Here is a 26467-nt window from a genome sequence, read left to right on the forward strand (position 1 = left end):
CCAATTCGCCTGCTTCGGCCTTCGCGCATCGTGCCAACACCACGGCGCCAATCCGGCATGCTAATTCTGAAAACGCTCTAGGGCTGAATACAAAGTGGTGGGCCAAGGGTCTGATGCAATCTGTTGCGCGCAGCTCTGATTTTGCTAAGCAGGAACAAAGGCCTCATTGTACTGCCGACGATCGAATGTGAATTTCAAGCCATCATACGACCAATCACGGTGGAACTGTTGAAAATTACTCCATGTAACGTGATCCTCATCAACCGCGATGGTTGCCAATAGAAACCAACAATCAGTTATCCCGCAAGTGCATTGGAGAATGAGAGATTTGTTGTTTGACGGATCATCTGGTTCGGTGCAAAAGCCATGGTCGTACACCGCGCCAAAGAAGTTCCTGGATGGCGGATACACGATCGAAGGTGGCAAGTAGAGGTATCGACCAGCGAGAGAGTCACGAGGGCCAAGGTCCGCTTCCGATTCCTCACCTGCGGTACGCTCATCCCATTCTTGGCGGACGTATGGAAGTTCGTATTGCCGTACTAGGTCGATCAGAGGTTCACCATTGACGCGCATTTCGATTTGCTGGAACCCGCCACCGTTGGGCCAACGAACCACTAAATCAGGCGAACTTCGCAGCAGTATCGTATCCATGGAGAATTAGGGAGCGATGAGCAGTGGCATATGCGACACACTCGAACCTGGATGTTCGCTAGCAGTGAGCGTCTACCTCGACGTCGATCCTTGTCGCCATGGCAAAGCCAGGAGCGCAACGCATAGTAGCGCAATTGCGGACGGCTCTGGCACGGTCGAAATGCTAGTCAGCATGGGAAGACCAGCCTGCCCTCCATAGGCGGACCAGATGGCTCCGTCGCCATCCAGTCCATTGCCCCAGGTTGCGAGACCCACCGTACCCCACAGTAGTGGATCATTGCTGTCGATGATCTCGGGGTACTCGATAAGCTGAGCCGCGCCGTCGGGGTCATTTAACACTTCCAGCACGAGCGAATTCTGTTCTGCTTTGATCGTGACGTCGAAGGGGACACCTTCCTGAAAGACAAACAGTGGGTTGCTCTGGTCGTCGCGAAACAATTCGGTCCACACTCCGTCCTGAGACTTCTGTACCGACAAGCCTTGCGGCGGGCGCTGATGGAACTGCCCGGAAACGTTGGGTGGTAGCATCCGCTGCCGCGTGAACATGACGCGGTAGAAGGTGTCGTCGTCCTGCACTCGCAGCAAGGTTCCGATGCCATCGTCGTCGTCGTTTTGCATACGAACTCGCATTTCGTAATCGGTGAAGCCCTCACTTCCAGGTTCGTCGACAACAATGGATGGAGTCAGAAAGTCGATGTTCGGCGCGGCGGTCGTCGCATAGCCAAACCCGTTGCTCGAATCGTTGATGGTGCCGGTCGTGAATTGCAGCCCTAGATTGCCCAGGGATTCCTTGTCAGGGTCCTGGTCCAAGCGGTTGCCGAATGAATCGTTCATCTGAAGCGGCCGCCATGCCACAGGGGAGACGTTGTCGAACTCTTCCACAAACAGAGGGCTGCCGGTGGAATCGGATACCGTTAGATAGTCGAGCTCCGTTCCCCACGCCGGACGTTGTGGATCGTTGTCGCGACGCCGTTGAGCCCAGGAGAGAACACCCAGCTTTCCTGCTCCTAGCTGTGGATCGGTGCCGGAAATGAGTGGATTGTCGTTATTGAATCCGGGTGCGGTGACGGACCAATTGTTGCCGTCGACAGAGAGAATGACATCAAGCGGTTCGCGATTGTTGATCATGCCGGCGGTTGGCACGCTTGTGTTGCCAACTCCTGTGCCATCGGGAGATATCTGCGTTACCACACCGTTCGTAACTCGTTGTACTGAAACGCCACGCGTAAATCCTAAATTGCCGTTCTCCTGATGGCGCAGACTGAGTCGGTGGTAGTTGTTGATGTCTTGCCATCCGAACACAACTCCCAGACCGTCGTTGTCCGACGTGTAGAAGCGAGCGTCGACGTCATATGTCTCAGGCGAAACGAAGCCGTCTTGCAGCAGGATGTAGGGCGTGTAGTCGCCCGCGTTCGTCGAGCCGTCACCCGCGCGGCCGTCCGAGGGCTCCATCAACGTGCCGTTTTCAAAGTGGTACCGCCAACCTGGTGGTCCGTTGATGACCGGAGTACTCGTAAATGTATCGATCCAATTGTTGTAACCCTGTTGAAACGGGTCCTGCACCAGCACATTGCTGGGATTGGCGCCCGCCGCATTAGGCACCAGGATCGCTACAAAGAACAACGCACACGAGTATCGAATCTGCATGACAAGCTCCCCTGAAAACGCGCTACTGTCATTCACCCAATCCCACAATGTTGTCCACTTATAACCCTGCCCGATACGAATTGCAACCAAGCATCCGTTGCCGTGAGGCTACTTCGCAGTAAACAGGAACTCATTAAGGTATTTCAGGGATTCCCTGGCGATGCGCCGCGGTTTCGTGTGGGGTTTGTTAGCTGCCGGCGACCGACTTCTCTACGAACCAAGCCGATCCCCCGCGAACCCGATGCCCGCCTGCGTTGTCACTGACTGGATGAAAATCCAGTCGTTCAACAACGAGCCCATTCGCAACATCCCTTTTCTCAACGCTGGCAAAGGGCCGGGGGCGTTCTATGTCGATCAGTTGCCGGTGCATGTGGGGCGGTTGAGCGGGCTGCCTGAGGGAATCGACGCCATCCTGGCCACGGCCGACCTGCAGGGTCGTGAGCGCCTGGAGAGTGCCCGAGGCGAACCGCCGCGGTTGTTGGGAGAAGTGCTGCCCGAGTTGCTCGCCGCCGAGGTGCTTCCCGACTTGGGGGTTGCGCCGGAGCGAACCGGTGTGGTGCTGGCGGGCGATTTCTACACGGTGCCGAATCTCGACCAGCGCGGCGGCTCGGGCGACGTGCGCAGTGTGTGGCAGGCGTTTGCCCGGCAGTTCAAATGGGTGGTTGGCGTGGCCGGCAACCACGACACGTTCGGCAGCACGCTGGCCCCCGCGCGCCGCATGGCAGCCAACGCCGACTACCTGGACGGCGACGTCGCAATCGTCGACGGCCTCACCATCGCCGGCGTCGGTGGCATCATCGGCAACCCGCGCAAACCACACCGCAAGACCGATCAAGAAATGGCCGCGCACCTGAGCGAGGTGCTTTCGCTCGAGCCCGACATTCTCCTCATGCACGACGGACCGAACGATGCCGACAAGGGCCAACGAGGTTCGCCGATGATCCTGCACGCGCTAGAGAACCACGCACCGGCGCTCGTGATCCGAGGCCACGCGCACTGGACCGAGCCGCTGGCCGAGTTGGCCGGCGGGACGCAGGTGTTGAATGTTGACTGCCGGGTGGCGGTTTTAGGACGGTAGGGAATTGATCGGCAGTATCAGCTTGAGGACGCCATTGGCCACCCGTTAGAATGCGATTGGAAGCAGGCCGTATCGCTACACACCCCGGGCAAACCATGGATAGCGACGAAGCAGTTCTCGTCTTACGCAAGCACAACGGCGAGCTTGAGGATACCTCCGATACGCTGCTCGACTCACTTCGTCCTTACAAGGGTATCTACAAGGCGCACTTCTCAGAAATCGTCAAGGCATTGTACTTTGCCGCCCCGCTGCTGAATACGAAGAAAGTGGATAGCGATCTTGTTCACACCATCTGGGACTTAACGCGTACTGCGCGGCTGTGGACGGAAGGTCCACGCGAACCGATGTTTCACGGCGTCGATTTCATATCGGATGCAGACAAAGAGACACTCGCTCGGTGGATATCTGAGATCGAATCCATCACGCTGTACCTGCTGCGTGGCTTTGAAGACTGGGAGGCGATTGACCGCTTGGCGGAAGAGATAAACCAGCATGACTCCATCCTGAATCCCGATTGGCTCGTAGCGCCATTGATGAAGTCGCTGGAGTACCATCTCGAACATGAAAGCGAAGGCGGCTTCGGCGAAGACGAGGAGATTCTGTGCAACGCATTGACCAAGATAGGTGCACCTGCCTTGCCAGCGGTACCGCTTCTGCAGCGTGTGGCTACGAGCACCGCGTTTCCTGAAGCAAAATCGGCCGCCGAGAACGCCATCGCGGCGCTGACGGGGTTCGGTGCGGATGGTGGGTGAACCTATCGTTAGGAGTATTCTTTCGAGAACGCATACGGCCACTGCCGATGCAAGTTCCGCCCTGCGTCCAACCCTCAGCCGCGGAGCGGCGACCGCGCATAGCCAGGGACGTGAGTCCCTGGTTGGGAGTGCTGACTTTATCTGAGAGCCACGGAGTGGCGGCAGACTTCAAGACGGGCGATGGGTGGTGTCCCACGGGTCGTGATGCAGGCCTAGAGAGACCGACAATAGTTGCCTTACCTTGCTTCTGCGACCCGAAGGTAGTCGGCGTCCGTTCGAATCGATGGAAACATAGATGGAAATACCTGGCAGTCCCGATTGAATCTCTGTGGACCACGATCCGCGAAGTTTGGATGTAAATGACAGGCTGCTTTCCGCGAGGGTATCTTCCGTAGCGCTGGGAGATAGCGTGATGCCGCCGACGTGGAGTTGTCCGGTAAATGGCCGCTCTGTGGGATGAGCCGCTTCATCGATATCCAAGACAAAACCGACTTCTTGAATCTGATAAGTGAAGTGGTGTTCGTTCAGGTACACGCCTAGGTGGTCGTAGAAGTGAATGTAGTTGTTTCGATGGCCGGCAGGCGCAGGCGGCCCAGCGGGGTCTATGCGAGTTGGAGTCCCGAAAAGGGAATGGAATCTTGCAACAGAATCAGCCGCCTGAATCGGCATGCCATTGATCGTTGCGCCGGTTGCCTCGATCAACACGGTACAGGGACCACAGTCTTGGCGGATTGCCATCACGGGATGTTTGGCGATCAGGAGTTTGGGTCCTAGCTGGTCGACTAGGCAGTTAGAGCGGCAATACCTCAAGTGTAACCGCTTCCGCCCGGTACTGCGAACGCGCTGTCGCCGCTTCGCGGCTTGCGATCTTCAATTCACGTAAACCAGGGACTGGCGTCCCTGGCTATGCGCGGTTGCCGCTCCGCGGCTGCGATCTTGCCGCACTCCATGACCTCTTGTGCGACGTATGCCTTCCAGTTCTTCGTGCCGTAACTGCGCTTAGCTTGTTACGGCCTACGGTTGGCTACGGTTGGCGGCCGCTAACTCTCTTTTCTTACCGTTTCGAGGTCGTTTTCTTACATCGGTGTGGTAGAACGAATTCGCGGCATAGTGTACGCGTGAATACTTTCTGTTAACCCGGTTTCTGTGAGGTGAATGATGGCTCGGCCTAGTGTTTTGGATGAAGTGGTGCAGCGGGAGGTTTGTGCTTTGACTTCCACGGGGATGAGTTTGACTCGGATTGCCCGGTACGTGGGGTGCGATCGGCGGACGATTCAGCGGTTGCGGAAGTCGAGCGACGAGTTCGACCACCGGATGCGGCGAGCGGCCATGACGGCGGAGCTCAGCCCGCTGCAGGCGTTGCGCAACGCGGCGAAAACGCACTGGCGGGCAGCTGCCTATTTGCTTGACCGGCAGGATCGGCGCGAGGCAGAAATGCGGAAGGCCAAAGCGAAGAAGAAAGTTCCGCGCGATCTGCAGGGGTTGTCCAGGGCGGTGATGCAGGCCGTGGCGGACTACGCGGGCGACACCGCAACCGAGGTGATGCTCACCGAGCGGATCGAAGAGATCTTCCGCAATCCGGCAGCCGCGGCAAAACATGCCAAGAGCACCCGCTTGCGGCCGACAGGTCCTCAGACGCGCGACGCGATGCGGTGGCTGAGCGAGCTGGAAGCGCGCCGCGCGGCGGCCGAAGACGAGGAGGAGCGTCAGGAAGTCGACGAGCTTTACGAGGAACTGCGGGAGTGCCTGGTGAATACGCGGGGCGAGAGTTTTGTCGCAGCGGTTGAAGAATCGGTGCGGCAACTCTCCGCGGAGCAGCTGGCGGAGATACGATTCGGCTCGGAAAATACCGACTCGAGCGAGTGTGACGAAATGTCGCAGCCGGCCGAGGGTAATGTCGCGGAAGTGCGGCAAAACTCCGGCGAGTTGGAAGGTGTTGCTGGTGAGGCGGTCCACCGTCTGGCGACGGTAGCTACGGATAGCCGGATCGTTACGTTTGATTCGTCAGCGGACCATGTTCACGGCCGTGCGGTCTTCGAGGTTCGGTCGGAAGACCATCAACAGCAGCAGCGGCAGGTACCAGGCGAGTGCGAGTCCGCCGGAGTGGGCGTGCCAGAATTGCACGCCGAGCATCACGGCGGCCGAGCAGGAGAGGAGCGAAGCGAGCGTCTTGGGTTGCGGCCAGAGCGGCAGCGACAGCAGGCTCAAACCGAGGAACGTCGCCAGGATGGGCCAACGGAACACGGGGTTCCAGTACTCCCACGCCCCGGACAGGTTCTTCATTTGCGGCAAATGGATGCCGAACATCTGCTGCATCCGCGAACCGAACATCGCGAGGTCGGAACTGGTGGCGATCTGCGTGATGATCAGCACGCTGAGCGCGATGCCGATGCCGATCAGGAATCGCCACGCGCCGCGCTTCCAGTAGAAGCTGAACCACAGCGGCAGCAGGAACACGGGGTAGTAGATGGTGCCGAACGCGAGACCCAGCAGCACGCCGGCCAGCATCGGCAGTCGGTAGTTGAACACCGCCCACACCAACAGAGCGGCCGGCAGCAGGTGCGTGACGTTGCCGGTGTACATGGCCGTGTACGGTAAGAACAAGTACAGCATCGCGGCCGCGCAGCCCATGGTGAAGTTGTCGAAGTGTCGGGCGCCGATCAGCACCATGCCCAGCACGATCATTAGCTGGCTGAGAATCGCGGCCACCTTGGCGGTGACCACCTGGCCGGTAGTGAACGCGTACTCGTCGGCGGATTCATCCTCTGGCGGGGTGTCGGGCGAGTTGTCCGGCGGCGATTCGTCCTCCGGTGCAACTTCGGTGGCTCCGTTGCTCGGCACGTCGGCCGGTTCGCTGCCGCGGTCGCCGAGGACGCGCGACGTGGGAATCGCGGGAAGCGAGAACAACAACGGGAATCCTGGTCCGTGGGTCTCGAGCGAGATCTGCTCGACGCTTGACGCCTGGCGGTGGCTGAGCAGTTGCGCGCGCTGGGCTGAGTTTAAGTCGGCTTCGTTCGACGCGCCGTTTATGATGTTGGCCATCAGGAACATGAACAACGAAATTGCCAAGAACAGCAACCCCGACGCGTTCATGTTGGGATCGAGCAGCGGCCGCCGGACCATGGCCGAGTCCCACAGCGCGCGGATCAGCAACACCGCGTTCACGCCGAACAACCACCAATACCCGAACAGCTGGGTGGAGGCCGATTCATTTTCGATGCCTTGCCGGAGACTCAACAGCCCGGGGCCGAGCATCAGCAGCAGGAACAAGTCGAGATTGCGAACGCTAAAGATGCGATTGAACTTGAAGAAGAGCGCAACAATCAACAGACCGGACAAGTACGCCCAGGTAATGGGCGACGGCGGGTCGTATTTGAATAGGAATTCGCTCATCGACGTGGGTCACGCAAGGAGTGGGGAGCGCACGTGCGCCAGCTTGCAGAATAAGCGAAACGGGCAGGTTTTCAATGGAATTCGCGGCTGGCCGCCGGGGGGCGAACACGGCGGTGGTCCGGTGGTAACGATTGGGGTAAGGATCGCGATCGTAGCGCACCGGTTACGACAGCCACTGCAGGGCCTTCTCCATCAGTCGGAGCACGCTCTGTTCGGCGGTCAATTCGCGCAGTTGTTGCTCGTCGAACCATTGCACGTCGTGCGATTCGTCGCTCACCTCGAGCGACCGATCGCTGGCCACGAACAGGAAGCGGATATCGTGATGTTGATGGGCGTCTTCCACGAGTTGGCCGTCGGCGTCGTACCGCGGCGGAATGTCGTGCACGTCGACGTCGAGCGGAACGAGCGAGCCCCCGGTCTCGACCACCAACAGGCGGGAGAGGCCGAGCTCCTCGGTCGCTTCGCGCCAGGCGACGTTCACCACGTCGCCATCTCCGTCGGCATGCCCGCCGGGCTGCAGCCAGCGATCGAGCTTGCGGTGATGCACCAGCGCCATATGACGATGATCGGCCGACACGACCCAAGCCGCACCGGTGATATGCCCTGGCCGGCAAGTTCGCTCGAAGCAATCGGGATGCTGCTCGACGAGTTCGACAATGCGCGTCACGGTCGGCTCTTCGTGCGGATAGAGCACGAGGTAACGCTGCAGCGTTTGAACCAATTCGTAGCGGTACATGGGAGTTTAATTAACCACGGAGAGCACGGAGGACGCGGAGGAGTGTTGGCTAATCGTAATTATGAACCGGAGGGCGGGGAGTGAACAGAGTAGAAAGGCGGGAGAGCTGGTGGCGGTGGAGGATTGCCCGCGAAACCACGCGAATCGGCGCGAATGGGACCGGTCGTAGGGTGGGTGGTTCTGCCGGCAGAACGCTTGATGATTGGGTTCGCTCAACCACCGGCAGGTTCACCCACCGTTCAGAACGTTGTGGATGGTGGGTGAACCCATCGGCAGCAATGCTCCCTGGCCACGACAGTTTGTCACCGCCGATGGAACCACCCACCCTACGGCGTGCGTTCACCGGCTCTCGTTCCACGCGTCAGTCGAGTAGCGGGTTTGAACCAACTGCTCGGTGCGCGAGCGGGGCCAGTTGGTCAGGGGTTCTCGCGCGTGCCAGGCGTCGGCGACGGCGGCGACGAGCGACTCGCGGCCGATGGGTAGGTTGGCGACGAACTGGCCATGCTCGCGGCCGGCGCGGTAGTCGGGCGAGCGGGGTGGCTGTTGGAGGTAACGCGTGATGAGTGGTAAATCGAAATCGTACAGCAACGTCCCGTGGTACAGGAACGCACCTTGGCGAAGTCGCAGGCTGTTGCCGGACACCTTGCGGAGCAGCCCGTCGGTGGACTCGACCACCAGATCGCTGGTCCCCGCTCGAGCGACGGCCAGCCCAGCTTGCTGGAATCCGGCGACCAGTGTGTCGAGCACTCGTTGGTGCACGAGGTCGATGTTCGATTTGCCGCCGGTTTGGCGATCGACGACCGCGTACATCAAGCAGCCCGGCCCGGCGACGATCGACATTCCGCCGCTAGCGCGCCGCAGCACGGGCACGTCGGCAGCACCGCACGCGTCGAGGTTCACTTCCTTGAGTAACCGCGAACCGCGTCCCACGACCACCATCGGCGAAGGAGCTTCCCACAGACGCAGCACCCCGCCGAGCTCGCCAGCGGCGCACGCTTCGAGCAGTGCCTCGTCGAGGGCAATGTTCTCAGCGGGAGAGTCGAGGGTGAGGTCGAGCAGATGCATGGGGGTAGTGAGCCAGTTATTCAGCCACGGATTAACACGGATGAAACACGGATGGTTGGTATTCGAGGTTTCAAGTCGCGGGCTGGTTGCGGTCTCGGTCGCGCTCCGGCTGGTGGTGAGTTTGCTCCTCGACCGCCGGAGCGAGTTTGCCCGAGACCCCGACGTAAACGTCGGGGCTAAGTGGTGCGAGTAACGATCGAATCTGTGGCTCCATTGTTCCTAAATTTCAAACTGTAACGGTTAGATCGATTGCGATGACGAAGGGTGAAGAAAACCCGCTAGCACATGATGTTTCTAGCTTGTTCGCTCCAGGGGTGTCGCCCCACAATGACATCGGCTTGAAAGTTTTTTGGAGACGGAAGTGTAGATAGGGTTGAAACTTTCTGACTTGCTAGCACATGTAGCGGTCGGAATTAATTTGCCGCGCGCCGGTTTGCGTGGCACACTTCCCTAGCCAGGTCTGTGTAGTACGACAGACCGCATTTTAGCCGTTGCATGCCGAGCGGAGGAAGTCGGCGTGTGGGTGATCGCTGGTCGGCGGGATTCCGCGGGGACCCGAGGGCAGCGACAACGCAAGGATGTGAAGGAATTGAGCCGGCCGCCAAACGCGGCGCAGGGTGGAAAAAACAGAATGACCTTCTCAAAACTAATTCGATGCACGTTGGCCGGTGTGGTTGTGGCGGGTTCGCTGCCGGTGGCCCCAGCCAGCGCACAGGATGGCTGCAGCGCGTGTTGCGGTCAGACCTATCGTTTGGAATGCCAGACCGTGTGGGATGAGAAGCAGATAACCTGCTATCGCACGGTTTGCGAAACCGCCTACGAAGAGCGGGAAGTCACTCGCCAGATCCCCGTGTACGAAACGCAGCAGCGGGAACGCCGGTTCACGGTGCTGAAGCCGGTGCGCGAGACTTCCACCCGACAGGAGCGCTACACGGTGCAGCGCCCTGTGTATGAGACTCAATACCGCGACGCGAGCTACAACCGCGTGCGGAACATTGTCGAGACGCACCAGCGCGAAGAGCGTTACACGGTGCAGCGCCCGGTCGTCGAAACGCAAACCCGGCAAGAGCGGTACTGCGTGCAACGCCCGGTAACCGAGACGTTCGAGCGTCAGCAATGCCGCACGGTGATGCGTCCGGTGACTACTTGCCAGACGCGATACGTCGACCAAGGTTGCTACGTCAACCAGGTCGTCGGCGTTCAGCCTGGCGCGACCACGGGACCCCGGCTCCGCTGGGTACCGCCGACACAGACCGTAAACCCTGCAACCGGCGTGGTACAGACCACTCGACCCGGTTTGGGCTGGGTGACACAAACCGCTCCGGCGCAGCCTGTGGTTCAGCAAGTTTGGAGGCCGAACCTGGTGGCCGTGCAAACGCCGGTTACCCAGTACGTGCCTGAGCAAGTGGTGGAGAAGGTGCCGGTGCAGGTCACGCGAATGGTGACCGAGCAACGAGTTCGCGAAGTGCCGGTGCAGGTGTGCCGGATGGTTTGCGAAGAGCGTGTCCGCAAGGTGCCGTACCAGACCTGCCGCCAGGTGGTGGAACGCGTCGAGAAGCAGGTGCCGGTCAAAGTCTGCCGGATGGTCTGCGAAGAGCGCGTCCGCGAAGTACCAGTAACCACCTGCCGGATGGTTCGCGAAGAGCGCGTCGAACCGTACACGGTGCGAGTCTGCAAGCTGGTGACCAAGGTCGAAAAGGTGCAGGTCCCGCACACGGTACAAAAGCAGGTACCATTCACACGCACGATCCGCGTCCCGCGGACCGTGATGGTCCGAGTGCCGATCGATCCGTGCGACACATGCGGCGGTTAATCCCGCCGAGCCGCAGGCATCGCGCGACGCGTGGCGTCGCGACTAGAAAACAACTAAAAACACGCGAAGCCGCAAGCAATGCTTGCGGCTTCGCGGCGTTTAACAAACTCAACTCGCGCGGTCTACCAAGGTCCTCGGACGTTGTACACGCCGAAGTTGGTGGTGTCGTGCGGCCAGCGGGGTGTCATCATGAAACCACCACCGAACGGACCCGCGCCTGGGTAGTTGCGGCCGAACTGGTGGTCGATGCGTGAGATCCGCGAACTGCCTACGCCCCAACCCCAGTTGGTCTGCAGGTTGGCCGTTGGCGGGACGACCATGGCGACGGGCGCGCCGTACGACGAATGCGCGTAGTTGCCGTGCCACGGATAGAGCGCCGCGCGGTGGTTGGGCCACATGTAGGGATCCATCGCGCTGGCGGAGTTGGCCGATACCGACGTGACCACAAAGGCCACCGCCAGCACGGCGAGGGAACTGAACTTGGACATGAGCGGGGGCTCCGTTGTAGTGAATGCGTAAAGAGAGCGCGCCGACCAGCGGGCGGTCGGCGACTCGCCTTGGGTGGGTCAGAACTACGGACAGCAATGCAGTATCGCGTCCCAATCAAACAGGTTGCACGTTCCGCTGCAGATGTCGCGGCAGAACCAGCAATGGCTCGATCCGTAGCGGGCGTTCGTGCGCGTCCACCCGGCGCCGGGATGGTAGTTGTAGTACGAGCGGGTGTGCTGGTAGAGGTATTCGTTGGGATAGAACGGCTGATAGGTGTTGTACATGTGACCGACGTGCGCAGGCACGGGCATCGGCGACGTGTACATCTCGGCAGCCGCGCGGCCCGGGCCGGGTCCGACGTACTGGTTGTAGAACAAGTCCTTGGAGTGCTGATAGCTGATCCGGCGGCGGCCGTTCCAGCCGTACTCGGCATCTGCCGTGTCGCTGGTGACCGGCAGGCTCTGCCAGGCAATGGCGGCCACGACGGCCGTAAACACAAGTTGTTTCAGGCAGCGCATGATGGCGTGCTCCTCTTCCGGGGTCTGGGCTCCGATCTTGCGATCGGGCACGGGGGAAAGGGGGCCGCCGCGGGGGGTGTCGATGCGCGGGGTCGGCACGCCAGGGGAGGGGTGCCACATCGACCGGCGGTGGGGATTCGCAAGGGGTCAATCGGTTATCCGAGCAAGGCATCACCTCGCTCTGTATGCCAAGGAATCGGACAGTACCGGCCCCGCGGGTGAATCTTTATTTGCCAACTGTAACAGTTGAACACATCGTACAAGTTTGACGCCTGCGACTCGGGTGGGAGACCCGCACCGCGGCCGCTATAATCGGCACGGTCGGCAAAGTTTAACACCGCGAGGCCAATCCCACCTCGCCGCCCACGGCTGGGATCGGCCGGCGGCGATTGCCGATTCGGTATCGGTAGCCCTCGATCAAGACTGCATCTCCGGAGCAATTCGCCTTGGCTAAGACGACTTCTCGAAAGAAGAAACCCGCAACGCGCACAGCAGCCGCCAGCACATCGAATGGCACTCCGGCGCGAAAGGCCTCGCGACGGCGGAGCGACGCCAAGGCCATGGCGGCCAACCAGAAGGAAATCTCGGTCAGCGAGTTCTTCGCCAAGAACCGCCACCTGCTGGGATTCGACAATCCCCGCAAGGCGCTGCTCACTACCGTGAAGGAAGCGGTCGACAACTCACTCGACGCTTGCGAAGAAGCCGGCATCCTGCCCGAGATCTGGGTGCACATCGAACAGACGGGCAACGGACGTTACAAGGTTGGCATCCAGGACAACGGCCCCGGCATTCTCAAGAAACAGATTCCGCTGATCTTCGGCAAGCTGCTGTACGGTTCGAAGTTCCACCGGCTGCGTCAAAGTCGCGGCCAGCAAGGCATCGGCATCTCGGCCGCCGGCATGTACGGCGTGCAGACCACTGGCAAGCCGGTGAAGATCATCTCGAAGGTCTCGCCCCGCAAGCCGGCGCATTACTACGAGATTCAGATCGACACCAAGAAGAACGAACCGAAGATTCTCAACGGCCGCGGCGAAGGAGTCGACATCCCGCCCGGCGACAAAGGCGCCAAGTACATCGAGAAGCACGGCATCGAGTGGGTCGATCAACCGCATGGCACGCGCGTCACCATCGAGCTCGAAGCGAAGTTCGTCCGCGGCCGCGGCAGCGTCGACGAGTACCTGCAACAAACGGCCATCGCCAATCCGCACATCACGCTGCACTACATCGATCCGGAAGATTACGAATACGAATACGCCCGCAGCGCCGAAGTGCTTCCGCCCGAGCCGAAGGAAATCAAACCGCACCCGTACGGCGTGGAGGTTGGCCGACTGGCGCAGATGCTCGAAGAGTCGGATCCGATGTCGATCAGCGAGTTCCTGCGAAGCAAGTTCTCGCGCGTTACGCCGGCGGTCGCTCGCAAACTGTGCGAAGGAGCCAAGGTCAAACCCCGCGTCGGAGTTCGCAAGCTCGATCGCTCGCACGCCGACGCCATCTACCAGGCGATCCAAACCACCAAGATCTCCGCGCCCGCAACCGACTGCATTTGCCCGATCGGCGAGGACCTGATTCTCAAAGGCCTGCACCACGTGGTGCCCGGCGAGTTCTACGCGGCGGCCACTCGCCCGCCGGCCGTGTATCGGGGCAACCCGTTTCAGATCGAGGTTGGCCTGGCCTACGGTGGCAGCGCCCCCACGCAGAACGTGACGATGGACCTGCTGGTCGAGCTGCTGGAAGAGACCGACACTCGCACCGTGCGGCAGTTCCTCATCCACACATTCAACGGCCTCGGCGGCGAAGGTGCGGATAAGATCGTCAAAGCGGCCTCCCTCAAGACTCGCCAGGCGCCCAGCGGGCTGAAGCCCAAGGAACGCGAGCGGCTGTTCGACGCGATGAAGAACATCAACGTCGCCGAGGGCCAGCAGATGGAGGTCATGCGTTACGCCAACCGCGTGCCGCTGCAGTTCCAGCAGGCCGCGTGCGCGGTAACGCAAACCGTGGTCGGCACCAACTGGCGAGGGTACGGCCTCAGCCAGTCGCGCGGTGGGCTGCCGAAAGGGCCAGTGAGCATCATGGTGCACATCGCCAGCGTGTGGGTGCCGTTCACCAGCGAAAGCAAAGAGGCCATCGCCAGCTACCCGGAGATCCAAAAGGAGATTCGCCTCGGCCTGCAAGCCGTGGGCCGCAAGCTGGGCATGTACCTCCGCCGCCGAATGAAGGTCCGCCAGCAAAGCGACCGCCGCGAGATCTTCATGCGTTATCTGAAGGAAGTGTCGAGCGCGGTAAGCACCATCAACGGCGTCCAGCAGGAAGAACTGTACGACGAACTGTTGAAGGTAGCCAAGAAGGTCACCAGCGACGCGGACATGAAACTCGACGACCGCGGCCGCCCCATCGAAGAAGACCCCACCCAACTCGACCTGGGCGACAACGTACTGATCGTCGACCCCGCCGAACACGAAGCGGCGATCAACCGCGTGGAGGTGGTAGAGGAGGGGGAGGACGAGGAGTATGAGGAAGAGTGATCCAGGTGGGATTCAGTCCAAACCGACTTCTAACCCCTGCTATAATGAAGGTACGCGATTCCGTGTTCCATTGAGGTGTTGAGATGGTACGAATGACAGTTGATGAAGAAACACTGAAGGTCTTGTCGAGTGGCGAGATTGTCGAAGTAGTCGACTCGTCAGGAAGATTACTTGGTCGACTAATGTCGCCCACTGGTGAGTTAGGCGGCCTAAAGGGGCTTGCCGGTGACTTCACGGAAGACGAGTTGAGCACTTCACGTGACTACGACGGCCCTGGCATGACCACCAATGAGTTGATTGCCCATCTGAGATCGATCAAGTAATGTACGCCGTCGCATGGAATCCGGCGGCCACCGAGCAGATCGACACTGCTTGGAGGTCTTTCGATGTCGTTCGCCGCGAAAAACTCGTCGAGAGTTTGGATATCGTCGAACGACAACTAACTATGATCCCGACGGAGGTCGGTGAGTCGCGCGAGGTGAGTAATGAGCGAATACTCATTGAACCACCTCTGGTGGTTTACTTTCGAGTGGACGAAAGCAAGCAGCAAGTGAGGGTGCTCAGCGCGCGAGTCGCAAACACCGATCTTTGAAATTCAACAGATAAGATTTCGATCCCTATGGCCAAAAAACGCCCCGTTCGACCAACCGCCACCAAAGCCCCCGTGAAGCTCACGCCGCGCGACAAGAAGACCCTGGCCTCGATCACCGGTCTAGCCGATGGGGTGGTCAAAGCGGCCAAGGGGCGGCGCGATCCGTACGTCGACATCCCCAGCCGCACCCTGTCGAACGTCCGCTACAGCGCCCGCAAGCGGATCATCGAGATGGGCAACAGCAAGAACCGCCGCCAGCTGTTCGACCTGTCGCAGGCCAAGGCGTACATGCGGACCATGCTCGTGGCCAGCGGCTGCAAGCGTTTGCTGAACGAAGGTAAAACGACCAGCCTTCGGGGTATGTACTACATGCTCAAGCACCGTATCGCGGGATCGAACGAGAACACGTTCGACGACCAGAAGGATAGCGACCCGATCATCGAGGACCTGGAAGTGCTGTTAGGCAGCATTCGTGAAGAACTGCATCTCTACGCGAAGGCAGCCGGCAACATGGTCGGACCAATCACGCTGATTGACAAGGGAGACGTTATCGATTGCTCGCGAATGGGCTCCGGTGGTTACGGCATACCTTCCATCGTGGAATCGAACGTCATCGAACTCGACCGCAAGAAGTGCGGCGCGAAGTTCATCCTGCATGTTGAAAAAGATACGGTCTGGCAGCGGTTCAATGAAGATCGGTTTTGGGAGAAACACAACTGCTTGCTCACTCACGGCGGCGGACAGCCGCCTCGTGGCGTGCGGCGACTGCTACACCGCATGCACAACGAACTCAAGTTGCCTGTCTACTGCGTTCTCGACAATGACCCTTGGGGATACTACATCTACAGTGTGCTGAAGCAGGGGTCGATTAACCTGGCGTTCGAATCGCAGCGAATGGCCATCCCGGATGCCAAGTACATCGGACTTCGCAGCATCGATGTTGAGCGGTGTGGACTTCCTGATGCGGCAATCATTGGACTGAATGATAACGACCGCAAGCGAGCCAAGCAGATTGCCAACTATCCATGGTTCGAGAAGAAACGCCCCTGGCAGGCCGAAATTCAACGCATGCTCAAGAACGATTTTAAGGTTGAGGTGGAAGGCCTGATGACTGTGGACATCAGCTACGTTACCGAGGAGTATGTCCCCGAGCGGCTCGAAGCGCAAGACTGGCTCGACTAGCCGATTACTCTCGAAAGGGATCGAGGCTGGCGCCCAGTCGTTGGGCAGGGGGGAAGATCGATTGGTGAATCCATACGAAGCGCCAGAGGCGTCCGATCGTGGTGAGCCAACACCGGAAAGCGAGGCACCGGCCGTGGACTATCACCGGCAGCTCCATTGGGCGCTGTTGTTGGTGGCAGTGGGGACCGCAGGGATGGCCGCCTGTTTGGTCCTTAATCTTGTGGAGCTGCTCGTTCTTCCTGACTTAACTCGCGCCACCCTGCTGCTGGTGTTGTGGGTGATTCGGCTCCGCTGGCTGGCCGGGTGCGTGTTGTTGGTTGGTTTCCTGCTTAGCGTCTACGTGTCACCCCGGTACCGAGTGGTCCGATACGCCATGCTGGCCGCGGCACTGCAACTGGTCATGATGTCGCGATTACTTGATTGGCTGCCAATCAGCATTCCTAGTTTCGTGGACATTGCCATCTTCGCTTTCCTGCCATCGTTGGCTTCCTTTTGGCCCTTTGTCTACTTGTACTCACTTCGTGCAGACCACCCCCTCGCCGCCAAGCGGCTCAAGCGTGTCGGGTTGGTGGGCGCTGTCGTGCTGGGACTCTGTGCATTTGCAGGATTTGCAGCCACCGCGGGCGATACGATTGGGAACATGATCAACCCATACCTGTTCATTGAGTTCATGTGTTGCCTTCTACTGGGAATTGCCTACGCGTTCTTTGCCTGGCAACTGCTTTTAGTCCGCGGGGAGCTTGGTAAACTAGAGGCTTCCACTGCGTCGAGTGCGCAACCAGGCAGCCCTGGTGTATAGTCCCTTTCCGTATCTTTACCATTTGGTCGCAGCCATGTCAGACGACGTCAATCCATTTGCCTCACCCCAGACCTCGGGCATCGAACGTCCCGAAGTCCTCTGGGCTACCGAACAACCCGAGGCGCTACGGAAGGTGAAAATTGGCCTTACGCTTGTCTACGCAAGTATTTGTGGAATACTGCTCGCGGTGTTGGGCGGACCAATTGTCATGATCACTTTGGCGGGGCCGGAGAACTTCGTCCTAATTGGTGTTGTCTTGGGAGTCGTCACGGTATTGCTGAATTTGATGATGATTGTTGGCCAGGTTCTGTGTTTGGCCGTCCCCGCTGAGTCGGGAGCCAAACCTCTGATCAATGCTGCGGTCGGATTGCAGGGACTTGCTTTCGTGTGCACTCTGCTGACGTTCGCCCTCTCCGACGGTCCTGCCGCGATCGTCGTTGTCGGCATTTCGTATCTCGCCAACGCTGTTTCTCTCATTTGCTTTATCTTGTTCCTCCGGCGCGTGGCGCTCTATATCCAAAGGCCCGACATCGCGGGCCGTGCAATGCGCGCGTTGGTGGTGGGTCTTGTTTCCGTTGCTGTTCTGGCGGTTGCTGGGATACTCGTAAGCATCACTCCCAACCCAGCGCTGGGACTGATCATGTTGCCGGCCATGCTCGGTATGCTTATCGGTTTCGTGATGTACGCCAACACGGTCACCTATCTCCGCAAAGCCATCTCCGTGTAACGTCTACAGCGCGGGGGCTGATCGAGCATGCCAGAAGAGACCAATCCCTTTGCCGCTCCGCAAACGGCCGACTTCACGCCGCCGGAGGTTGCCTGGCTGCAGTCGTCGTCCAAGTCGTTGGGGAGCGTAAAGCTGGGGCTCACCCTGGTGTACACCGGCATCTGCTGCCTGTTGCTGTGGCTGATGACCGTGCCCGTGCTTGTTAGCAGTGAAGCTTTCGGGCCGGTGGAGGACTTGCTCAATCAGCGAGCGCTGCTGGCCGTGTGTGGTGGCGTGCTCGTGCTGATATCGCTGGTGTTCTTTGCCGGCGAGGTGCTCTGTCACTCCGCCCCAACGGAAATTAAAGGCAAGCCGCTGGTCGTGGCGTCGATCGTGCTACAGGGGCTGACGCTGGTGTTGGTCTGCGCGGCATTTGTCGTGCAACCCGCGGAAGGCACTTTGTTCCTGTGGTGCCTGGCCACGGGGCTGGTCGCCTTCGCTTCGCTCAACTGCTTTGTGCTGTTCATGTACTCGGTGGCGCGATTCATCAAACGCCCGGACGTCTCGGGCCGCGCCGTGCGGACCATCGTGTTCGGCATCGCAGCAATTCTCGTGCTCTATGTGTCGCTTGCCGCAGCGTATACCAAGCGCATGAACATGGAGAACGTCAGCGCTGTGGTGGGCTGGAGCATCTTTATCGGCGCTTGCGCGACACTCATCGGGCTGGTGATGTACGCCAACACGGTGACCTACCTTCGCAAAGCCATTTCAGCGTAACGACCATGGAAAACCCATACGCCCCGCCAGGAACAACGGTGCCGACAGAAGGGGACGGTCCGCTTGAAGAGCCCAAGCCCACACTGACTCCAGCGGCCAGCAACGGCTTGCTGGTGCTCGCTTGCGGTTTCGCGATCTCGGCAATCCTCTCGGCGGTGTATGGATGGCTGATGTCCACTCCCGTCTACGTCGACTCAGTCCCCGATGGCATGCTGGGATCGATCATGTGGGGGCTTGCCCTGTTAACCCGTTTTGGTTTGGGGGTGGGCTACTTGATGTGCACCTTCGTTCCGGCCAAGACGAATGCCACGCAGTGGGCCGTGAGTGCGGCCTTCATGCACTACGTCGGCGGCGTGATGGGTGGTAGCGCAACGACCGACACCATGGTTGTCATGGTAGTCTGCTTCTTCGGGGCGCCCACCTTGTTCTGGCTGTGCTTGTATCGCGTTGCCAAGTGGTGCGATAGCGAACGACTGAAACGAGCCACTGCGCGGCTCGCCTGGGTGGGCATCATCGCACTGCTGTTGTCCGTGGTCGCGAGCACCGCGTTCTTGCTAGCGGGCACGCCTAAGCAGACCTACTTCGCAGAACAAGTCTTCGGTGTCGTGTCGGGCCTGCTTGCAGCGGCAAATTGGCTGTACTACGCATGGGTAGCCTGGCAGTTCCAAAGGGAACTGCGATAAGCGAAGGCGTTGCTCTAGGGCAAGCGCACCGTTGCCTTGATCGTCTCCGCCGAATCCAGGTCGTCATGCCCTTCCAGCCAAGCTTTGGCGTCGACTTCGACTTCGCCACCGGAATGCTTGATGCGATACCGGGCCAGCGCGCCCAACTCGGGATACTTCAGCGCGATCTTGCCGGCGTCGTCGGACGGCTTGACGGGCGAGTAAGAGCCACGCAGGTTGGGACCAAGGTACTCAAGCTGTGCGCCGACCACTGGCGTATCATTCGCGTCCAGAATGGTCAGTTCGATGGAAGGGGCGGGCTTCAATTCGACCCGTTGGTGGACCGTCTTCTCGGGACTCAGCTGCTCGGAGAGTTGAAACTCCACCGGGTAGTAGCCTTCGCGAGTGGCCATGAACTGGGCGGTGGACATCTCGGGGATGAGCGTCGTGAAGAAGTCCAGCCCCAAGCGACCCACATCCTCTCCGCCGGGATCTCCTACGTAGTCCTGCAGAGCCGCCACGGTCCAGTTATCGACGCGATCGTCTTTGAATAGCAACTGCGCGAAGTGTTTCCGCTTACCGGTTGCAGCGTCGACGATCTCGATGTCGGCCGGACACTTTTCACGCAGGGTTAGAGTGATCTCGAGGCCACCGGCGATTTCTTTGGTGTTAATGAGCGGATTTTCCGCGTGCAACTTAGTAAGGCCGGCCGCCCAACCGATGAGTCGTTTGGGAGGGCTCCAGTTTGCTCCTTCCTGGCGAAATATCTCGATCCAGTAGCCCGCCCCCTCAGGGATGCGCTCAAAGAACCCATCCAAAACGGCATCGCCCTCGGCATTGGACACGACTTGCTCCATCTTGTACTTGGCGGCTTGGCCACTCCAAACGTTTTGGCCGTCATACACCCGGAGCTTGACGTTCGGGATGGGATTGCCGTCTTTGTCTCGGAGTTTGACAACCAACGAGTCATCAGGCTGAGATTGCTGTGGCTCATGGTGGGTGTGGTCGTCGTGGAGGTGGTGTGGTTGCGGCTCTTCCCTCGGCTGGACCGCGACCTCCTGTAGATCCAACACGGCTCCGAGATCCTGATCCGGAACAACCAGTTCGGGATTGATCAGCTTGAGACGCGGACGACCTTCTTCCCAATATTGTTCGTTCAGAAGCAATTCGTATTTGCCAGGCGGCAGCGAGGGGAAGTGAAAGCTGCCGTCTGGCGAAACCGGAACGGTAATGTGGCGCCGGTAGTACTCCGTGTTGTTTCGGGCTTGGTCGGACTTCCAGTACTCGTCCCACCATGCTTGCTGCTCAGTATCGCTAAGGCCGCGAGGTGCCCGAGGATAAGAAAAGGGGATATCGACTTCGTAACGAGTCCAAATCCGCATCCCAGAAAAGTCAAAGTTGTCATTCGATGCCATGCTGAGCTTGCCAATAACGCTGCGACCTTCGTCCCCCAGTGAGAGGTTCAGCGTCTCGCCGCCCTTCACATAAAACGGTCCGTAGGACGCAACGGCGTCAGTACCTGAATTGCCGCCAAACTGTGTGCGAATGCGATGGACGAACGTGTGCCATCCAGCCAAACGCTGTGGTAATTCAAACGACCCGTTGGCAGCGAGCTCAACGGTCTCGGCCCCTTCGGTTGAATTCCTATCGCGCTTTAGCCGGTGGACTTCCAGAAATTCGTCATCTCGCACTTGAGGAAGCAGTCGTCCTTGGATGGTCGCGCGAGGAATCAGGCGGAGTGGATGCCCCTGGGCAGTCGCTTGCTTTGAAACGTCGGCAATTCGGAAATCGACATGGCCGGAACCGTGAATAACACGATATTTTGCGGCGTCGCCGAAGGCTGGCCGCGGAAAGATGATTATTCCGTCGCGATCAGACTTTGTGTCGACATGCACCAAGTGCTTGAAACGCCCACTGCGATGTGAGAAATGGTTGTTCGGTCGATGTTCGTAAGGGGACAATGCTTCCAGGGTCGCACCGACTGCAGGCTTTCCATCCTGGGTTGTAACTACCAATTGGACAGGCGGAAGAGATTTCATCCGTAGGGTCTTGGTGACCGCTTGGCCCCGTTCGAGCAGCGCTTGGCCCTTGAATTCAACGGGCTCGTATCCAGTCGCGAAGACCTGAAAATGAGCCAGCCCGATCGCAGCATTAAGTTCGCCGACTCGCTTGAGTTTTCCGTCTTGAATCACGGAATAAGTGCTCCAGCGGGCATCTTCGTAGCTCGATTCCCCATCCCCAAACCACGTTGTTTCGTCTTCTTTAAAACGGACGGCGGCATTCTGAATGGGCTTGCCGGTGGTGTCATCGACGAGGTTGATGGTGAACTCAAACTCCCCTGGTGTGGTGTCGGAGGTCTTTAACCGCGCTGGCGCGTTGGCAGCTGCTCTGGCGGCAGCCGTTTCGGCCGCGAGTTCTGCATGAGTCAGGATGCGGTCGTCTTCCTGGATGCGACGAATCGCCTCGCGGACTTCTTTGGCAACTCGCTCATTCGGGACATTTTCATATTCGCGTAGTTGCGGGATCATCGACTCCGCCTGGCTGCCCAACGCGGCCAACGCGGTGGCGGCTAACATGCGACTCTCAACCGTCCCCGCACGAACTTTGCCGATGAGAAAATCGAACCCCCGTGCTTCGTCATAGCCAGATGTCACCAGGGCAGAAGCGGCCCAGATCTGCGTTCGCTCCGATTCTGCATCGAGCAATTCTACGAACTTGGGACCGAGTGGCTTGGCCAACTTGCCATAACGCCCTAACTCATAAACGGTTCGCGGATCATCCGTTCGCTTGGCAATCGCGTGCATGACTTCCGTCGACGACGGGGCGATCTTCACCAACGCATCGACGACCGCGCCGCGCAGTCGCAAGTCTTCCGTATCGAGTAGCTTTAGCAACACGGAAATGGCATCGCTCGCATCTGGCCCGATATCTCCCAAGACACCGATTTGATGATACAAGAGGAGATCGTCGCTATCGGTCAGGGAGAACTTGCTTGTCGGATCTATTTTTTCGATTAGCAGCGGTACTAGTCGCTCTGGTGCGGAACCGGCCAAACGCTTCATTGCCAAGCGTTGCTGGAACAGACCTTCCAGTAGCTCTCCGTCGACCACCCGGAGCAATACATCAACCACCTCGTCTTGCTGTGGTAAAGCCGCGAGCCCAAAATAGATAGCCGAATCGTGAGCGCCAGCTTGCCATGACCCTTTCGCTGGATCGAAATCGAGAGGTGTGCGCAGTATTTCGAGTACTCGCGATTCGATATCCTCCGCTGGTGACGAGGAAGTGGTCGGCGGTTCCTCATCCACGGCAGTGGTGGAATCAACCTCGATGGCCTTCACGCCGGGGTGGCCCCTGAAGCCTTCCGCTTGGGCGTCGGCCTCCTCGACGTCTTCGAAGTCGATGTCTTTAATCAGCCACTGTCCGTCCACTTGGTGAAGGCGAAAGACCATAACACCAACACGACCTCTCTTCGATGGCAGGGCGGAGGTGATGACCACCGCGCCTTGCGACGTAGCGTAGGCTTCTTTCAGGGTGATCTCATTTCTACTGGCCGCCTCGCGGTAGTCGTCCGTTTGATTGGGCCCGCCTGGCGCGACCAACTTCGCGGCCGCATCGTCGTCGCCGGCAACTGCCAGCCGCATCCACTGCCGCACGGTGGTGACGGGGCTGCCTTGCAGTTGCTTAGTGTGCTCGTCCGCGGTGGACTGTTCAGAACTCGCCTCACCACCAAGGTTAATCTCAACCACCGTGTCGCCACGCGGGTTGATCGCGACCGTTCGTTCGTAGCCCTCGTTCCCCGGGAGGTAGACCCTGACTTCCTGCTGTTCCAGCGGCGAGTTCAGATCGACGGCCAGGCCGCGGAGCACTGCTTTGCCACCGCCGGGCACCGGTTCGATGACGACGTCGCCGCCGAGCAGTTCCCCCACGTTCTCATTGGGCCACGGTTTGAATGGCACGCGCTGCCGCGCACTGATTCGCGGTTTCCAATTGCCCTGCTTGAGTTGACTCAAGTCGCCGGTGAGATTCACCACCAGGTCGCGCCGCGGCGGAACCAGAATCTCAGACGAACCGCCTGCTTCCAGTCCGTGGACAATGACGCGGGCGCCGTCTTCCGCTTCGATCACGGCCAGGTACTTGGATCCGCGGGTAAGTCGGTCGAGAGTGAACTGGCCCTGCTCGTCGGTTACCGTGTATTGTTCTCCCCACCAAGAGTATTTGCGCGAGTCGCTAAAGCCTCGATCAGGCCCCGCTTGGCTTGATTGGTGCACCAGCCGGATACTGGCGCCTGCCAGTGGCGTGCGGTCAGATTCCCGCAGCACCACGCCGGTTGTCTTTGCAGCGGCCGAAAGTTGCAAGGTGATCGTAGCGTCGGGTTGCAAATCATGAAGTTCGCCTTGCATCGGTTCATAGCCGGAGGCTTCCACGTTGAAGGAGTACTTGGCCTCGGCCAGGTGCTCCAGCAAGTATTCACCGCGCTGGTCGGTTTGATGTTTGTGGACGGGTCCTCCAGACTGACCGTAAATCTCGGGGTGTGCCACCAGGGTCGCGTTCGGGATGGGCTCTCCATCCTCGTCGACGATCCGCACGCGCTGCGAGACGCCAGGCTTGAGCACCAGCACGATATCGTCGCGAAGCTCACCCGGCGATAGTTCGAGTTTGCTGGTCCACGTCGGGGCGTAGCCATCGGCGTAGTAGGTAAGCCACGTGGTCCCAGCGCCGACTCCGAAGGCGAACTCATCGGTGTAGCGACCCTGATTTCCACTGGCCCCGTTTCCGCTTAAGTATCGCGAGTGGTAGGTCATCCATCCTTCCACGTCGGCAGGCGAACCGTCCTCTAGTACGATCTTGCCGACAATCCTGGCAGGTGATTCCGCACTTTGCTTCTGGTGCTTTTTCAATAGCTCAGGCCGACGTTGGTCGTCTGCTCCGTGCTGGCGAAAGACCTCCTGAATTTCCAGTGCGGTTTCGGGCGCGATCGCGTTAATCTGGTCGATCGGTCGAAAGCCTGCGTCATTGCGCAACTCCGGATCGGCGTCGTTATCGAGCAGAAGCTTCGCCAGTTCCGGCGCGCCAACCATCACTGCGAACTGCAACGGCGTGGAACCTTTCAACGACTTCTTATTGACATCGGCCCCAGCCTCAAGAAGTTGCTCAGATAGCGCTACCGACTTTGCGACACGCACCGCGTAATGCAGAGGAGACTCCCCGTAGGTGGGTTCGACAGCATTGGCATCCGCACCGTGGTCTAAGAGTTGCTGCCCGATGTCCACGCCCTTGGGACCCGAGTTGCAGAACGCGTTACAATGCAGTGGTGTCCATCCTTGCTTCAAGTCAGCGATGTTTGGGTCGGCACCATCCGCCAGCAGCGCACGCACACTCTCCGATTTCGAAAACCGTACTGCTCTCCAGAGCGGAGTCACGCCATCGGCATCGCGGTCGTCTACGCTCGAATTGTCACCGATCAGATCCACGCTTTCCTCTTCCGGCATCGCCGCCAGCAACACGGCCGACGTAACGGCGATCGCCAGCAGCGTGCCAACGCCCAGACGCGTGAGGCCGATGCTCGGCCCGGCGTGTGGCATTCCCAGCACACGCAGCACTCGGCTCCGCAATTGACTGGGCCGGCCGCGCGAGGCTGCCAGCGAAGCCGCGCTCGACACGCTTAACCCCACCGTGCGGTATTGGGATTCCGATACTCGCACCAGCAATTCGGCGTAGTCGCACGGCTTGCTGCCCCAGCGGATCGCCAGGTCGTCGCAGCAGTGCTCTCGCTCGACGCTGATCTTGTGGCTCAACCACCACACGGCCGGGTGAAAGAACAGCACCGCTTCGACGACTCGCTGTAGCAGGTTCACCCAATGGTCGTAGCGGCGGATGTGGGCCAGTTCGTGCATCAACAGCGACTCGACCTGTTCGGTGGTCAGGTCGCTGAGGATCGCTACTGGCAGCAGGATTGCCGGTTTGACCACACCCACAACCAGCGGTGTCGTGACACGCGCCGAGTAGGCGACCACCGGCAGCACCTTCAGACGAAGCCGCTCGCCTAGTCGAGCCAGCAACTGTTGAACTTGCGGGTCGCGAATCGGCTGTGCCGTCTTTCGCAGGCGTTGGCAACCGTAAAGGCCCATCATCAGTCGCACGGCCATCGCTACGATGCCCGCAATGTACACGATCACGATCCACGGGGTGGCCCACTGCCATGCAGCGATCCAGTCGGTATCGGTTGGGAGAGGCTCGGAGACTTCCTGCGCAGGATTTAGTTCTACTGGCGCGGGTGGAACGGGAGCGTGCGACGCATCGACATTCCCTGGAGCCGCTTCGGCGCTCGCAGGAGCGATGGGGCTTGTCGAGTCGACCGCTGCTACCGGCAGGACGACGGCCGAACCGCTGGTGTCATTCGGCGCGAGCAGCCACAGATTGAGCGGCAAACACGCCGCGGTGAGCAGCATCGCGGTGCAGTACACACCATAACGGGCCTGCGCGGAACGCCTGCGCAGCAGCAGCGCAGCGACCGCGGCCAATCCCGCGAAGAGAACGCCTTGCCAAAGCACGTGCGCCAGCGATTGGACGACCCAGGCAGAGGTTTCCGGAGCGATGTAAGTCGAGAGATTCATTGCTTGCCTCCTCCCCGTTTGCGGTTGATCAACCGACGCAAGGCACGGTGTTCTTCGTCGTCCACATGCTCCGAGTCGAGCAAGTTCAGCAGCAACGCCTCGGCGGAACCGTCAAAGACGCGGTCGAGCAAGTCACCCAGCATGCCTTGAGAAACTTCTTCCTGCGTCACCGCGTGCGAAAAGAGATACGCCCGCCCTTCCTGTCGCCGATGGACCAGCCCTTTGTCGGCCATCACGTTGAGCGTGGTGACGACCGAAGTGCGAGCGATGTCGCGGTCTCGATCCTCGGCCAGGGCATCGCGGACGCCCATGACCGAACTCTCGCCGACACGCCACAAAATCTGCAGTACTTGCAGCTCCAATTCTGTCGGATAGCGGGAGGGAGGACGGGCCATGGCGGGTTTCCTGAGGGATCGTCGAGTTTCATAGACATTAACGTCTATAAAACTCGACGTCAACAGCTGCTGGCCA

At 59.6% G+C, this 26467-nt stretch carries 23 protein-coding genes; 12 read left to right on the forward strand and 11 right to left on the reverse strand.

The genetic code is table 11. From position 1 onward, the window contains the following. Positions 1–144 precede the first annotated feature (144 nt). Together ACQK2L_RS08660 and ACQK2L_RS08665 are read right to left on the reverse strand one after the other, a co-directional pair. Entirely contained in the window at positions 145–651 is a 507-nt protein-coding gene (locus tag ACQK2L_RS08660; protein WP_425396547.1) for a hypothetical protein, read from the reverse strand. A 72-nt stretch (positions 652–723) separates the two neighbouring features. Beyond that, positions 724–2298: a hypothetical protein gene (locus tag ACQK2L_RS08665; RefSeq protein WP_425396548.1), complete on the reverse strand. Its 1575-nt coding sequence runs from the start codon at positions 2296–2298 to the stop codon at positions 724–726. Between the two features lie 241 nt (positions 2299–2539). Here ACQK2L_RS08665 and ACQK2L_RS08670 point away from each other — a divergent pair, with 241 nt between their 5' ends. Both ACQK2L_RS08670 and ACQK2L_RS08675 read left to right on the forward strand, forming a co-directional pair. Further along, entirely contained in the window at positions 2540–3376 is an 837-nt protein-coding gene (locus tag ACQK2L_RS08670; protein WP_425396549.1) for a metallophosphoesterase family protein, read from the forward strand. Between the two features lie 95 nt (positions 3377–3471). Then, positions 3472–4128 (forward strand): hypothetical protein, encoded by a 657-nt coding sequence (locus ACQK2L_RS08675; protein WP_425396550.1) that lies wholly within the window; start codon positions 3472–3474, stop codon positions 4126–4128. A 168-nt stretch (positions 4129–4296) separates the two neighbouring features. On the opposite strand, the gene ACQK2L_RS08680 is transcribed toward ACQK2L_RS08675, so the two are convergent. The 5 genes from ACQK2L_RS08680 to ACQK2L_RS08700 all read right to left on the reverse strand — a co-directional run bounded on the left by ACQK2L_RS08680 (position 4297) and on the right by ACQK2L_RS08700 (position 9322). Further along, positions 4297–4866, reverse strand: a complete 570-nt coding sequence (locus ACQK2L_RS08680; RefSeq protein ID WP_425396551.1) for a hypothetical protein — start codon at positions 4864–4866, stop codon at positions 4297–4299. Positions 4867–5142: 276 nt separating this feature from the next. Further along, positions 5143–6084: a hypothetical protein gene (locus tag ACQK2L_RS08685; protein ID WP_425396552.1), complete on the reverse strand. Its 942-nt coding sequence runs from the start codon at positions 6082–6084 to the stop codon at positions 5143–5145. Between the two features lie 48 nt (positions 6085–6132). Then, complete coding sequence (locus ACQK2L_RS08690) at positions 6133–7521, reverse strand: hypothetical protein (RefSeq protein ID WP_425396553.1); 1389 nt, start codon at positions 7519–7521, stop codon at positions 6133–6135. Positions 7522–7684: 163 nt separating this feature from the next. Further along, a complete protein-coding gene (locus ACQK2L_RS08695) occupies positions 7685–8257 on the reverse strand; it encodes an NUDIX hydrolase (RefSeq protein ID WP_425396554.1) in 573 nt (190 codons plus the stop codon). Between the two features lie 339 nt (positions 8258–8596). Then, entirely contained in the window at positions 8597–9322 is a 726-nt protein-coding gene (locus ACQK2L_RS08700) for a lipoate--protein ligase family protein (protein ID WP_425396555.1), read from the reverse strand. Between the two features lie 40 nt (positions 9323–9362). Between ACQK2L_RS08700 and ACQK2L_RS08705 the strand changes: the two genes are divergently transcribed. Together ACQK2L_RS08705 and ACQK2L_RS08710 are read left to right on the forward strand one after the other, a co-directional pair. Next, entirely contained in the window at positions 9363–9515 is a 153-nt protein-coding gene (locus ACQK2L_RS08705; RefSeq protein WP_425396556.1) for a hypothetical protein, read from the forward strand. Positions 9516–9953: 438 nt separating this feature from the next. Further along, entirely contained in the window at positions 9954–11135 is a 1182-nt protein-coding gene (locus tag ACQK2L_RS08710; protein WP_425396557.1) for a hypothetical protein, read from the forward strand. 122 nt (positions 11136–11257) lie between these two features. Here ACQK2L_RS08710 and ACQK2L_RS08715 read toward each other — a convergent pair whose 3' ends face one another. Both ACQK2L_RS08715 and ACQK2L_RS08720 read right to left on the reverse strand, forming a co-directional pair. Next, positions 11258–11623, reverse strand: a complete 366-nt coding sequence (locus tag ACQK2L_RS08715) for a hypothetical protein (protein ID WP_425396558.1) — start codon at positions 11621–11623, stop codon at positions 11258–11260. 84 nt (positions 11624–11707) lie between these two features. Then, positions 11708–12262 carry a hypothetical protein gene (locus ACQK2L_RS08720; RefSeq protein WP_425396559.1) on the reverse strand — a complete coding sequence of 185 codons (555 nt, stop codon included), beginning with the start codon at positions 12260–12262 and terminating at the stop codon, positions 11708–11710. Between the two features lie 326 nt (positions 12263–12588). Between ACQK2L_RS08720 and ACQK2L_RS08725 the strand changes: the two genes are divergently transcribed. The 8 genes from ACQK2L_RS08725 (at position 12589) to ACQK2L_RS08760 (ending at position 19403) form a co-directional block, all read left to right on the forward strand. Next, positions 12589–14664 (forward strand): DNA topoisomerase VI subunit B, encoded by a 2076-nt coding sequence (locus ACQK2L_RS08725; RefSeq protein WP_425396560.1) that lies wholly within the window; start codon positions 12589–12591, stop codon positions 14662–14664. A 92-nt stretch (positions 14665–14756) separates the two neighbouring features. Beyond that, entirely contained in the window at positions 14757–14987 is a 231-nt protein-coding gene (locus ACQK2L_RS08730) for a hypothetical protein (protein ID WP_425396561.1), read from the forward strand. Then, the gene (locus ACQK2L_RS08735; RefSeq protein WP_425396562.1) at positions 14987–15256 is read left to right on the forward strand and encodes a hypothetical protein; all 270 of its coding nucleotides are present in this window, start codon (positions 14987–14989) and stop codon (positions 15254–15256) included. Before ACQK2L_RS08730 ends, ACQK2L_RS08735 begins: the two co-directional genes overlap by 1 nt. Before the next feature lie 27 nt (positions 15257–15283). Beyond that, positions 15284–16438 (forward strand): DNA topoisomerase IV subunit A, encoded by a 1155-nt coding sequence (locus ACQK2L_RS08740; protein ID WP_425396563.1) that lies wholly within the window; start codon positions 15284–15286, stop codon positions 16436–16438. Positions 16439–16502: 64 nt separating this feature from the next. After that, positions 16503–17237 carry a hypothetical protein gene (locus tag ACQK2L_RS08745; RefSeq protein WP_425396564.1) on the forward strand — a complete coding sequence of 245 codons (735 nt, stop codon included), beginning with the start codon at positions 16503–16505 and terminating at the stop codon, positions 17235–17237. A gap of 34 nt (positions 17238–17271) precedes the next feature. Beyond that, positions 17272–17964 carry a hypothetical protein gene (locus ACQK2L_RS08750; RefSeq protein ID WP_425396565.1) on the forward strand — a complete coding sequence of 231 codons (693 nt, stop codon included), beginning with the start codon at positions 17272–17274 and terminating at the stop codon, positions 17962–17964. Positions 17965–17991: 27 nt separating this feature from the next. Next, positions 17992–18720, forward strand: a complete 729-nt coding sequence (locus ACQK2L_RS08755; RefSeq protein ID WP_425396566.1) for a hypothetical protein — start codon at positions 17992–17994, stop codon at positions 18718–18720. A 5-nt stretch (positions 18721–18725) separates the two neighbouring features. Further along, positions 18726–19403 (forward strand): hypothetical protein, encoded by a 678-nt coding sequence (locus ACQK2L_RS08760; protein WP_425396567.1) that lies wholly within the window; start codon positions 18726–18728, stop codon positions 19401–19403. 14 nt (positions 19404–19417) lie between these two features. On the opposite strand, the gene ACQK2L_RS08765 is transcribed toward ACQK2L_RS08760, so the two are convergent. Next, positions 19418–25996: a M56 family metallopeptidase gene (locus ACQK2L_RS08765; protein WP_425396568.1), complete on the reverse strand. Its 6579-nt coding sequence runs from the start codon at positions 25994–25996 to the stop codon at positions 19418–19420. Further along, positions 25993–26391: a BlaI/MecI/CopY family transcriptional regulator gene (locus ACQK2L_RS08770; RefSeq protein WP_425396569.1), complete on the reverse strand. Its 399-nt coding sequence runs from the start codon at positions 26389–26391 to the stop codon at positions 25993–25995. The genes ACQK2L_RS08765 and ACQK2L_RS08770 overlap by 4 nt, the downstream gene beginning before the upstream one ends. Positions 26392–26467 lie beyond the last annotated feature (76 nt).

Source organism: Aeoliella sp. (genome assembly GCF_965227375.1).
GTDB lineage: Bacteria > Planctomycetota > Planctomycetia > Pirellulales > Lacipirellulaceae > Aeoliella.

Coding starts and splice junctions, on each gene's coding strand:
- ACQK2L_RS08660 (WP_425396547.1), bottom strand. CDS start 651: ATGGATACGATACTGCTGCGAAGTTCGCCTGATTTAGTGGTTCGTTGG.
- ACQK2L_RS08665 (WP_425396548.1), bottom strand. CDS start 2,298: ATGCAGATTCGATACTCGTGTGCGTTGTTCTTTGTAGCGATCCTGGTG.
- ACQK2L_RS08670 (WP_425396549.1), top strand. CDS start 2,540: ATGCCCGCCTGCGTTGTCACTGACTGGATGAAAATCCAGTCGTTCAAC.
- ACQK2L_RS08675 (WP_425396550.1), top strand. CDS start 3,472: ATGGATAGCGACGAAGCAGTTCTCGTCTTACGCAAGCACAACGGCGAG.
- ACQK2L_RS08680 (WP_425396551.1), bottom strand. CDS start 4,866: ATGGCAATCCGCCAAGACTGTGGTCCCTGTACCGTGTTGATCGAGGCA.
- ACQK2L_RS08690 (WP_425396553.1), bottom strand. CDS start 7,521: ATGAGCGAATTCCTATTCAAATACGACCCGCCGTCGCCCATTACCTGG.
- ACQK2L_RS08695 (WP_425396554.1), bottom strand. CDS start 8,257: ATGTACCGCTACGAATTGGTTCAAACGCTGCAGCGTTACCTCGTGCTC.
- ACQK2L_RS08700 (WP_425396555.1), bottom strand. CDS start 9,322: ATGCATCTGCTCGACCTCACCCTCGACTCTCCCGCTGAGAACATTGCC.
- ACQK2L_RS08705 (WP_425396556.1), top strand. CDS start 9,363: ATGAAACACGGATGGTTGGTATTCGAGGTTTCAAGTCGCGGGCTGGTT.
- ACQK2L_RS08710 (WP_425396557.1), top strand. CDS start 9,954: ATGACCTTCTCAAAACTAATTCGATGCACGTTGGCCGGTGTGGTTGTG.
- ACQK2L_RS08715 (WP_425396558.1), bottom strand. CDS start 11,623: ATGTCCAAGTTCAGTTCCCTCGCCGTGCTGGCGGTGGCCTTTGTGGTC.
- ACQK2L_RS08720 (WP_425396559.1), bottom strand. CDS start 12,262: ATGTGGCACCCCTCCCCTGGCGTGCCGACCCCGCGCATCGACACCCCC.
- ACQK2L_RS08730 (WP_425396561.1), top strand. CDS start 14,757: ATGACAGTTGATGAAGAAACACTGAAGGTCTTGTCGAGTGGCGAGATT.
- ACQK2L_RS08735 (WP_425396562.1), top strand. CDS start 14,987: ATGTACGCCGTCGCATGGAATCCGGCGGCCACCGAGCAGATCGACACT.
- ACQK2L_RS08740 (WP_425396563.1), top strand. CDS start 15,284: ATGGCCAAAAAACGCCCCGTTCGACCAACCGCCACCAAAGCCCCCGTG.
- ACQK2L_RS08750 (WP_425396565.1), top strand. CDS start 17,272: ATGTCAGACGACGTCAATCCATTTGCCTCACCCCAGACCTCGGGCATC.
- ACQK2L_RS08755 (WP_425396566.1), top strand. CDS start 17,992: ATGCCAGAAGAGACCAATCCCTTTGCCGCTCCGCAAACGGCCGACTTC.
- ACQK2L_RS08760 (WP_425396567.1), top strand. CDS start 18,726: ATGGAAAACCCATACGCCCCGCCAGGAACAACGGTGCCGACAGAAGGG.
- ACQK2L_RS08765 (WP_425396568.1), bottom strand. CDS start 25,996: ATGAATCTCTCGACTTACATCGCTCCGGAAACCTCTGCCTGGGTCGTC.
- ACQK2L_RS08770 (WP_425396569.1), bottom strand. CDS start 26,391: ATGGCCCGTCCTCCCTCCCGCTATCCGACAGAATTGGAGCTGCAAGTA.